Source organism: Desulfobacter sp. (genome assembly GCF_050177295.1).
Genome location: NZ_JBFXHE010000106.1, coordinates 1 through 11,634, shown reverse-complemented (window position 1 = coordinate 11,634; position 11,634 = coordinate 1). Strand labels below are relative to the sequence as shown.

Annotated in this window: 6 protein-coding genes; 5 read left to right on the top strand and 1 reads right to left on the bottom strand. The window is 48.8% G+C overall.

Annotated elements, in window-relative coordinates; all coding sequences use genetic code 11:
• Nucleotides 1-422: acetate--CoA ligase family protein (locus AB7U36_RS09785; protein ID WP_428159596.1), on the bottom strand; the 422-nt coding region annotated here is incomplete at its 3' end.
• Between the two features lie 410 nt (nucleotides 423-832).
• Here AB7U36_RS09785 and AB7U36_RS09780 point away from each other — a divergent pair.
• From AB7U36_RS09780 to AB7U36_RS09760, 5 genes are all read left to right on the top strand, one after another.
• Entirely contained in the window at nucleotides 833-6,073 is a 5,241-nt protein-coding gene (locus AB7U36_RS09780; RefSeq protein WP_428159595.1) for a transporter substrate-binding domain-containing protein, read from the top strand.
• Nucleotides 6,074-6,076: 3 nt separating this feature from the next.
• Nucleotides 6,077-7,168, top strand: coding sequence for a response regulator (locus tag AB7U36_RS09775; RefSeq protein WP_320397976.1), 1,092 nt, complete (start codon nucleotides 6,077-6,079; stop codon nucleotides 7,166-7,168).
• Between the two features lie 73 nt (nucleotides 7,169-7,241).
• Nucleotides 7,242-8,366, top strand: a complete 1,125-nt coding sequence (locus AB7U36_RS09770) for a hybrid sensor histidine kinase/response regulator (protein ID WP_320397977.1) — start codon at nucleotides 7,242-7,244, stop codon at nucleotides 8,364-8,366.
• A gap of 52 nt (nucleotides 8,367-8,418) precedes the next feature.
• A complete protein-coding gene (locus tag AB7U36_RS09765; RefSeq protein WP_428159594.1) occupies nucleotides 8,419-9,699 on the top strand; it encodes a lactate racemase domain-containing protein in 1,281 nt (426 codons plus the stop codon).
• A gap of 9 nt (nucleotides 9,700-9,708) precedes the next feature.
• Nucleotides 9,709-11,448 (top strand): hypothetical protein, encoded by a 1,740-nt coding sequence (locus tag AB7U36_RS09760; protein ID WP_428159593.1) that lies wholly within the window; start codon nucleotides 9,709-9,711, stop codon nucleotides 11,446-11,448.
• Nucleotides 11,449-11,634 lie beyond the last annotated feature (186 nt).

The window sequence follows — 11,634 nt, the reverse complement described above, 5'->3', positions numbered from 1 at the left end:
ACATCCCGGGAAACTGCAGCTGTCAGGGCGTCACCGGTCAGACCTTGATAATGCACAGGCAGCCCTTCCTGGGCACGGGCCAAGCCGGCGGCATAGCGTTCCGGCACCTCGTAGAACATCCGGCGCATGGCGGAACGGATCTTATCGGGTTCATTATCCACCACCCGGACCCCGCCCACTTCTGTCTTATGGATGATATAGGGAGAGACTATTTTCAACACGCATTTTTTTCCCGGCATGGCCACAAGCTCATCATCCGGAATTCGAGCTCCGCGCTCAATAAGCCGGGTCCGGGGAAAAGTTTCTGACCCGGATTTAGCTAAAAGCGCATATACTTCGGATTCAAAAAGAAAATCCCGGTCCTGGTCCCAGGCGTTGGAAAAAATTTGTTCAATGGAATCAAAATCAATATCCAACTGCATGTTGATCCTCAGTCATGTTGTTAATTATATCGATGGGGGAAGCAACCCTTTTGACGCAGACAAAGCATCATTTTGACGCAGACAAAGCATCATTCATTAATTGTTACCTGCCCTGTAGGCAATCATATACCGTACCGTGACAGGGTGTATAGAGATAAGACAAAAAAAAGGGGGGCGCAACCCATAATTTTATGGAATTGTGTGATGGTGGAAGAGTCCGGATGCCTGGGCATCTCTCCTTTTCGTAGGGTATTAAACGAACAGTTGCTTTTTCCAAGCTAAAGTAATAAGGTTTTTTTCAAAACCTTAGTTTCTGTTGGAAAGACAAAATGCTCTCAAATAGATACTTTTTCGGATTAAAATATATTTTAATCATCTTATTCGCATCTATTTTTACGGCAAGCACCGGTATGGCCGGCACCCCCCCCAGAGAGGTTGTCGTGGCTGTGGGCACCGACAGCATCCCCTATTATTTCCTGGATCAGGAGAATCACCCTGCAGGCCTGGTGGTGGATATCTGGAATATTTGGGCCCAGCGGACCGGAATAAACGTCGTTTTCACCCCCCTCCCCTTTTATCAAACCCTTATCGCCGTACAAAATGGCGATGCCGATGTTCATGGCGGGTGTTTTTTCAATCAGACAAGAAGCAAAACCCTTGATTTCATAGCGCCTGTGGTGAAGGTCAGAACCCATTTTTTTGTGAAAAAAAATATCCTGGGCGTAAATCGGCTGGAGGATCTGCGTGGTTTTCGCATTGGCATTATTAAGGGTGATGCCGCCATTGATTACCTGAAACAAAAATTACCCGATGCCACCCTGGCCGTATACCCTGACAACCAGACCCTGTTTGACGCTGTCAAGTCCGATGATATTCTGGCGTTTGTCAAAGATACCAATATCGCTTTGGCCATGCTCAAACAAAAGGGGATAATGAACCAGTACCGGTATTTTGACCAGGAGCCGCTTTACGAAGCAGACTGGTTCTGCGCCGTACGCCGGGGAAATAACCTCCTGGCCGAAATCGTACGAAAAGGGATGCAGGAGATTCCCCAGGCCGACAAAGCCGCTGTTTTTCGTAAATGGACCGGCAGGTCCCAGGACCTGGATAGCAATGCATTGACCATTGCCTGCGGCAATGAGTATCCGCCCATGTCCATGATCAGTGCCACGGGCCATCCGTCCGGCATGCTGCTGGATGTATGGCGGCTGTGGGCAACCAAAACCGGCCGGAAAATAAATTTTAAATTTTTCAGCCAGGGCGACTCATTAAAAGCCATTGAGGATGGAAGAGCTGATATACATTCAGGCTTAAGCAAGTCAAAAGAGCGGGAAAAAACCATTGCATTCTCCCAACCTTTTTACCGGATGGAAAGCGGTTTCTTTTACAGACTGGGACCGGATGCGCCCACAACACTGGCCGATTTACAGGGGAAAATTGTCGGCACAGATGCCGGTACCATCCCGTTAAACCATTTACAGGCAAACGACAGCGTCTTTCTGGTGCAGACCACGGATCAGGATCTGCTCCAGGAAGCATCCCAAGGCACCTTTGACCTTTTTTTTGCAGAACTGCCTTATGTCTCGGTCCAGCTTGAACAAAGGGGAGAACAAGGAAATTACGGTCTTCTGCCCCAGGGAAAAATGACGAAACCCATTTATGCGGGTGTGGCAAAAAACAACCCGACACTTTTAGAGACGGTCAACAAAGGTATTGCCGCCATGTCCGATCTTGAACTGGCCGATATCGAAGCGCGCTGGATCAAAGATCCTTCCCTGAGACAGTTTGGGAACAACGCCATGGCCAATCTCCTGACCCCGGAAGAAAAAGCCTGGCTCAAAGCCCATCAGGTAATCCCGCTGTTAGGCGACGCCGGCTGGCCGCCCATCAGCTTTGCAGATCCCACCGGTCGGTATAAAGGGGTGGCTGCAGACTATATCAATCTGATCGGGCGCCGACTGGGCATCCGGTTTGAAGTCATCAGCGACTACACCTGGAACCAGATGACAGAGATGATAAAAGCGGGCAAGGCAAACGGAATTACCTGCATTGTCAAAGCAAAGGAGCGGGAGCCGTGGCTGTCATTCACTACACCCTATTTTGTCAGCCCTTATGTCATCGTGACTAAAAAAGAGACGCCGGTCATTTCCGGAATAGAAAATCTGGCCGGAAAAACCCTGGCCATTGAAGAAGGGTACTTTCTGCAATCCAGATTAGAGACACGATATCCTAAAGTCATCCTTAAACCGGTTAAAAATACGGTCACGGCCCTTGAGAATGTGGCCAACGGGACAACCGACGCCTATGCCGGAAATCTCATGGTGATTAAATATCTGTTGAATAAAAAGGGTATTGATACGCTCAAAATTGCCGCACCGGCCCCCTGGCCGGAATCCAGGCTCTGCCTTGGCATCCGAAAGGAGTGGCCTCTTCTGGTTTCATCCATTAACAAAGCCATTGAAAATATCTCCCAGGAATCTCATCCGCTGATCAACCAGCACTGGATGGAGGACCTGGAGGATACTGACCAGGAAACCATGCTCCTGCTCTCCCACGATGAGAAGGAATGGTTGAAAGCCCATCCGACCGTAAGACTGGGGATTGATCCGGTCTGGCCGCCGTTTGAATTCTATTCCATGGAACACGGATATTCAGGACTGGCATCTGAATATATCAAAAAAATTGCAAAACGACTCAATATATCCATGCAACCCCAGACCGACATGACCTGGCAACAGGCTATGGACAAGGGCCGGCAAAAAGAGATCGATCTGTTTGCCTGCATTACCCCCAGCCCAAAGCGGTCACAATTTCTTAATTTCACCAAACCATATCTCTCTTTCCCCATGGTCATTGCCGCGGGAACGGACTTTCCGTTTATCAGCGGGCTTGAAGAGCTGAAAGGAAAAACAATTGCAGTGGCGGAAGGCTATATATCCCATGAAATTCTTCAAAAGGATTTTCCAAAATTTAAGCTTTCACCTGTTGATTCGGTGGCCGAGGGCCTCAAGCGGATCAGCCAGAACAGGGCTGATGTGTTTGTGGGGAACCTTGCCTCCATTACATATAGCGCCAAACAGACGGGACTTGCGAATATCAAAATTTCCGCGGTAACCCCCTACAAATTTGAACTCTCCATGGGGGTACGAAAGGATTGGCCCCAACTGGTCTCCATCCTTGACAAGGTTTTAACCAACATGCCCGAATCTGAAAAAAACAGAATCCGGGATGACTGGGTCCGCATGCAGTTTGAGCATAAAACCAACTGGGCCCTTTTGTGGAAATGGATTCTGGGAATGACCCTTGTCTCAGGTACCATCCTGGGCATTATTCTTTTTTCCAACAAAAAACTTAGAAAAGCCGAAGCATCTTTGATGGAGAGCCACAAAAAACTGGCCTTGGCCGTGGCCGAAGCCAGGAAGGAAAAACAAAAAGCCCTGGCAGCAGACAAAGCAAAAAGTGAATTCCTGGCCAATATGAGCCATGAAATCCGCACCCCCATGAATGCGATCATCGGCATGACCCATCTGATCATGCAAACCCGGCTGGATGCAAGACAGATGGATTACGCAGCCAAGATTGATGCCTCTGCCAAATCCCTGCTGAACCTGATCAACGATATTCTCGATTTTTCCAAAATTGAAGCCGGCAAAATGGATATGGAAATTGTACCGTTCAGTCTGGATGAAGCCATGGAGAAACTGGCTGGCCTGATTACGGTCAAAGCGGCTGCCAAAAAAGACCTGGAGGTGCTGTTCAGGGTGGACCCCGAAATTCCAAACTTCTTGAAGGGCGACTCTTTAAGGCTCAATCAGGTTCTGGTTAACCTTGGCAACAATGCAGTGAAGTTCACCGAAAAAGGTCACATCATTGTGTCGGTGGATATGCTTAAAAGGTATAAAGAACAGGTTGTTTTAAAATTCAGTGTCACGGACAGCGGTATTGGCATGACACCGGAACAGCAGAAGAAATTGTTCAAAGTGTTCAGCCAGGCGGATTCCTCCACAACCCGGAAGTACGGCGGCACCGGATTGGGGCTTGCCATTTCAAAACGGATCATTGAAATGATGGGCGGCGAAATCTTCCTTGAAAGCCTTGCCGGGAAAGGCAGTACATTTTCCTTTACCGTACCCATGGCACTCGGCCCCAATGCGGCGCGTAAACAACCTGAACCGGATGATACCATGACCGGGATCAGAATACTGGTCATTGATGATAACCCAGCATCCCGGCAGATCTTTATCCAGATGCTCAACAATTTTTCCATCACGGCCCGGGATGCATCATCCGGAAAAGAGGGCCTTTCCATGATAACCGCCGCGGCTGAACAGCCCTATGATCTTGTGCTGGTTGATCTTCAGATGCCTGACATGGACGGTTTTGAAACTGTACGGGAGATACAGAGGATTATGCCGGCCAACCGACAGCCCAAGATTATTTTGGCCTGCACCATGGACGATGAGCAGGTTCGTTCCCAAGCCGGGGATATGGGAATTGAATCTATTATTGTCAAGCCCACCACTGCCTCGCAGCTTTTTGAGAGCCTGCTCAGCGCATTTGGTCGCCAAAAACTGATACCTATCCAAAAGAGTGAAGAACAAAAACTTTCCAGAACCATTCTGGGGGCCAATATTCTTCTGGCCGAAGACCACGACATCAACCAGCAGGTTGCCAAGGAAATTCTGGAAAGCGCCGGTTTTTTTGTCCAGATTGCAAATAATGGAGAACAAGCCCTTTCCATGTCACTGTCCCAGGATTTTGACCTGGTTCTCATGGACCTTCAAATGCCGGTGATGGACGGGTACGAGGCGACCCGTGAAATAAGGCGGTACAAAACCGCCGGGGCTCTGCCCATTGTGGCCATGACGGCCTCTGCCATGCCCCGGGACCGGGCAAAGGCCATGGCTGCGGGCATGAATTCCCATGTGAGCAAGCCCATTGATTTAAAGGAGCTCTTCCAGACCCTTTCCCGGTGGATCAAACCTGGAGACAGGCCCGTGCCAAATGGCTTTGGCGAAAAACCGGACAAAGAGATCTCCCTGAATGACGTTCCGGGAATATCCGTACAGCAGGCCCTTTCACGCATGGATAAAAATGAGGCGCTCTATCTGGGCCTGCTGGAGAAATTCAGACAAAATTATGCACATGCTCACCGGGATTTAAGGGATCTCATTGAAAAGGGGCAGGATGAAGATGCCCAACGGCTGGCCCATTCCATCAAAGGCGTGGCCGGCAATATCGGCATGACAGAACTGCAGGCGGCAGCAGCCAATCTGGAAACAGCCTTTCGTGACAGGATGAAATCTGAATATGACACCCTGATGACACTGTTTTCCCAAGCATTGCCCCTTGTCCTCTCTTCGGTGGATCAACTTACAGGATCAGTTGCCAAAGGCGCGCTGGTGAAGGAAAATCTGGAAATCAAATCCGAAAAAGAGCTGATCGTGATGTTGAATGACCTTGCCCCGTTCGTAAAGAAACAGGAGGCCAAGCCGGCAAAGGACCGAATTAAAAAAATGAACGCCCTGGCATGGCCAACGCATATAGAGTCTGATATAGCAGAGTTGGTTCGCCTGATTTCCAGGTACCAATTCAAACCGGCTGCAGAAATCATTGAAAAACTTATCGTGACGTTAGAAGACATAGGATAGATTATGACCGACTTATCTCAGATGCGCGTTCTTGTTGTAGATGACGTTGAAACCAATGTGGATATCCTGGTGGATACCCTTGGCGATGATTACCTGGTCAGTGTGGCCATGGACGGCGAATCGGCTCTGGAGATTATTAAAGAAGTACCACCGGATATTATTCTTATGGATATCATGATGCCCGGCATAGACGGATACGAAGTCTGCAAAAGACTTAAGTCCAAAACCGCTACCCGGGATATTCCGGTCGTGTTTCTGACAGCCCTGTCCGAAGAGGAAAATGAGGCCAAGGGACTTGGCTTAGGGGCCGTGGATTATATTACAAAACCCTTCAGTGCGGCACTGGTCAAAGCCCGTGTCAAAAATCATCTGGAATTGAAACAACACAAGGACCATTTGGAAAACCTGGTCGCCAAAAGAACCCGGGAAGTATTGTTAACCCAGGAAATCAGCATGGAAAGCATCGGCACCCTGGCTGAGTTTCGAGATCCCGAGACCGGCGGGCATATCAAGCGGATCCAGCATTACATCAAAGCGCTTGCAAACCAGCTTAAAGCGTTGCCCCAATTCAGTGAAATATTAAATGAAGAGACCATTGACCGGATCTATAAATGCGCACCATTGCATGATATCGGCAAAGTTGCCATACCTGATGCTATCCTTAAAAAACCGGGGAAACTGACCAAAGAAGAATTCGATATAATGAAAACCCATACCCTACTTGGATATGAGGTATTGCTGTCCGGCAAAAAACGCCTGGACACAGGCGATTATCTGAAATGCGCAGGCACCATTGCCTTAACCCACCATGAAAAATGGGACGGTTCCGGTTATCCCCGTGGGCTTTCAGGAAACAATATCCCTGTGGAAGGCCGGTTGATGGCCATTGCAGACGTCTATGATGCGCTGGTTTCCAGGCGGGTGTATAAGCCGCCATTGCCCCATTCACAAGCCGTGGCCATTATTCTTAAAGGAAGGGGAAAGCATTTTGATCCTGAAATAGTGGATGTGTTTGAACAGCACGCAGAAAAGTTCAGGGCCATTGCCATAGAGTTTGCAGATCATGAGGATGAAATAAAAACGATGCAATGTTAGATAATTAGTGATGGCTTTTTTGTCCAAACACGGGTTTGCGTCCAGACACCCAATTTATATATGAGGTAGAATAATGAAACCGGAACAGAGAGCCGTACATGAACAGTCGGTGATGGTGGTTGAAGACTGCGAGCCGGATATCGACGCGCTGGTGGCTTGTTTAAGCGGCAACTACCATGTCCGGGTTGCAACTGACGGGGACACCGCCCTTAAAAGCATCCGGGAGGATGTGCCTGACATCGTACTGCTGGACATCCTGATGCCGGGGATGGACGGTTTTGAAGTATGTCGGCAAATAAAGGAAGATCCCGGATTACAGGACGTACTGGTCATCTTTGTCACCTGTCTGACCGAAGCGGTGGATGAAACCAAGGGGCTGGAGATGGGTGCTGTGGACTATATTACCAAACCCTTTAATTTTGCCGTCATCCGCGCCAAGATAAAAACACATCTTGAGCTGGCCCTGGCCAAAAAGGAACTGGCATACCAGAACCGGATTCTCAAAGAGAATATGGAATTGCGGGAACAAATGGAACAGATTTACCGCCATGATCTGAAGAACCCGATTCAGGCCGTATTAGGGATCGCCCAGATTATGAAACACTCTGAAACTCTGGAGAAAACCACCTTGCAAAATCTGGCGCAGGAGCAGATTAATGCCTGTTTTACCATGATTGATATGCTCAACCGAACCATGGTGCTGTATAAAATGGAGCAGAATGTTTGTCCGGTAAATATGGCCCTGGTGGATGTCATGCCTATTTTTGACCGCATCACCATGGTGTGTGCTAAAAAGATGGCACAAAGGCAGATCCAGTTTAAAATATCCGTGAACGGCGCGCCTGCCGATGCCGGCCGCCCCTGCATAATTTTATGCGATGAGATGCTTTTTTACATCATGATTAACAACTTGTTCTCAAATGCCCTGGAGGCATCCCCTGATGGCGGAACCGTTGCCATCCGAATTCTTGGCCCAAAACAGGGCAACATACAAATAGACATAGAAAACCAGGGTCTTATCCCGGAGCCTATCCGTGATAAGTTCTTTGATAAATTTGTTACTTATGGCAAATCCCAGGGAACCGGTATTGGAACTTATTCCGCGATGCTTACGGCACAATTGCATGGTGGAAGCATCAACTTCTCGTTGTCCGAAGATACCGATACGACCACGATATCCGTGTGCCTCCCCCAATAAAGAGGGTGCAGACACGGCCCATGTTAATTTCCTTAATTGAAAAAGTCAAAAAATGAGATACCCAGGATATCTTGAAAAAAAATTTAATTTCCCTGGATTTTACCGGGTAAAACTGGCTTTGCCATCCATGGCACTGCCGAACCCGGCAAACGACCTGAAAGCACAACTGGCAAAGGCACTGGATCAGTCAGCCATTGAACCCGGACAGACCGTGGCCGTTGGCGTGGGCAGCCGGGGCATTAACAAAATTGCGGATCTTGTGTCGCAAATCTGCCGGAGCATCAAAGAAAAAGGGGCCCACCCTGTCATCATTCCCGCCATGGGAAGCCACGGCAGCGCCACGCCCGAAGGCCAGGAAAAGACCCTGGCAAAATTAGGCGTTACAAGTAAAATATGCCAGGCAACGATTGCTTCACAAATGGATGCAGTTAAAGTCGGAACCGTGTTTAATGACGTGCCTGTCTATTTTTCAAAAAAGGCCATGGAAGCCGACCACAGCATCTGCATAAACCGCATCAAGCCCCATACCAAATTTAAAGGTGATGTGGAAAGCGGGCTTTACAAAATGCTGGTAGTGGGCATGGGTAAACACACGGGCGCCTTGACCTATCATAATTTTGCCCTGAAATACGGATTTCACACGCTTCTCAAAGCCATGGGCGATACCATTATTGAACAAACCAACCTTTGCTTGGGCATCGGTGTGGTGGAGGACGCTTATGACCAGGTTATGAAAATTGACGTGATACCGGCGGCCAAAATCAGCACCAGGGAACCGGACCTTTTAGCCCTGGCCAAATCCCATTTCCCCAGCCTGCCGTATAGAAATCTGGATCTGCTGGTGGTCCGGCAAATCGGCAAGGAGATCAGCGGGTCAGGCATGGACCCCAATGTCACCGGCAGGACCTGTGATTTAATGGAAGATGATTTTTCCCAAAGCCTTGATGTCAAACGGCTGGTGATCCTGGACCTGTCCGCAAACACGGCAGGCAATGCCATCGGCCTGGGCAATGCAGACATCATCACCGAAAAAGTCTTTGCAGGCATGGATTACCAGGCCACGCTCATGAATGCCCTGACCGCCATGTCTCTTAAAAAAGCATCCATTCCGGTCCGGCTGCCCAATGAGGAAAAGGCCGTTCAGGCAGGGTTTCAAACCATTGGTCCGGTGCCCCCTGAAAAGGTCCGGGCGGTGATTATCAGGGACACCATGCACACGACGGATTTTCTTGTGAGTGAAGGACTGGCCCGTGAAACCGAAAAACTATCCTGCCTTAAGGAGATGACCCCCTGCCGGATCGCATTCTCCTCATCCGGAGATCTTATAATTTAAGGATAAAATATGAAAGAAAACACAATAGCATTAAGGCCCTATCTTGAGGCTGTGGAAAATATCTGCCGGCCATTGTCAAAGGAACAGCTAATTGAACTGGTTCTCAAACTGGCACAGGATGAATCCTCATCCGGACGGCTTGGATTTCTTGACAGAATTAAGGCCCGGTCTCCGGGAGCTGAAAACATAATCAACGCTGTTGCAGACGTGGATCAGCTGCTTGACGACATACAGGCATTGAAAGAGGAGATTTTAAAGCGGATTGAGGCCATTGAAAACGGGAATTATGAGGCCCTTGACGACTGGGATTGGGAAGACACGAATTATGATGATGAACCGGACCTGATCAGCAACGAGCAGTCAAATGATATGGTCGCCCTGTTTGCAGAGGCCGGAACCCTGTTTTTAAACGGGGATACAGCGGATGCCCGGATTGTATACGATGCCCTGTTCAGACTCATGGCTGAACTGGAAAAATCCGACTTTTATCTGCCCTATCCTGATCTTGACTGGCGGGAGGAGCGGGCCCGACATGCCCGCTGTATATATGATAGTTCCGATGGAAAACAAAAGATTGAGGCCTTTGCAGACGCCATGAACCTGGATGCCTCACTCCGGTACGACAAAACAGAGAACAATGCCGCCTATCCCATGCTTTGTGATGTAATGAACGCCAGGCAGGAGAAAATGGCAGACCTTGAGTCGTTTTATCCGAAATGGAAATCCCTGCTGGAAGAAAAAGGGCTTGAGGGCAGGCCGTCAACCCTGCTGCTGGAAGCGGTGCATCAAACCGAAGGCATCAAAGGGGTGGAAAAACTGGCCAGGGCATGGGGCAGTGCCCAGCCCAATGGATATCTGTTCTGGCTGAATCTGCTCATGGCGGAGAAACAGTTTGATAAAGCGTCTACCATCGCAAGGCAGGCCATCACGCTGGTTAAAAAAGGCAAAAAAAGGGAAGAACTCAGCCAGGTTCTGGTCGAGGCATCCCGGTCCGCAGGAAACGACGAGGGTGTCCTTGAAGGGAAATTTGAAAAATTTTATTCCAGCCCCAATGATGAGAATATGTCACAGGCCATGGCAGAAGCAATCAAACTTAACCAGCGGGAAACCGGGCTGGCCCGAATCCTGAATTTTTACTCCAAAAAAAAGAACATGAGTGATGATGAAAAAAATCTTTACATAAAAGCACTGCTCATGAACGGGAACCTCAAGAATGCCGTGGAGATGGTAAAGGATGCCAACAGCATTGGCTGGTCTTACGGGCTCAATGTCGGTCTGGTATTCGGCTGTGTTGTTGCGGCGGCCTCAGGGTATGAGACCGGCGCAGGCGCCATAAAGCAGGTCCTGAACCGGGGTCTTGATAACTGGTACGCTTATTCTGACAGAGTTGCCGTTGCAGATAAAAAAACGCCATCTCTTTTCTTTTATGACGAAATTTTAAGCGGGCTCAAGGCCGCAAAACTGTCTGAATACCATACAGGGCAATATTTTGAATGGGCACAGGAAATCGGAAGGAAACGGGTGGATGAGATTGTTTCCAATACCCACAGGGGGGCCTATGACAGGGCGGCAATGGTATTGGGAAGCCTTGCTGAAGTTTTTATTGCAAAAGGCGAGACTGAAATCGCCCAAAACCTGTTCGATCAATTTTGCAAACAAAAGTACAACCGGCACACGGCGTTCAAACGGGAAGTCCGATCGGTGATTGCCGGCTCAAGACTTTTAAAAACACTTAATCCGGTGTTTTAAGACCGGACTGTCTTAATAAAACAAAACCAGGAGAATAATATCCATGCCTGAAACCAAGTATATGACAACATTTATATTTGCACTGATGCTGCTCATGGGAACAACACTGTTTTTACCTGCCCGGTCTTTGGCAACCCAGGAGTATGTGTTTACCGGCCAGACAATGGGCACCACCTATTCCATCAA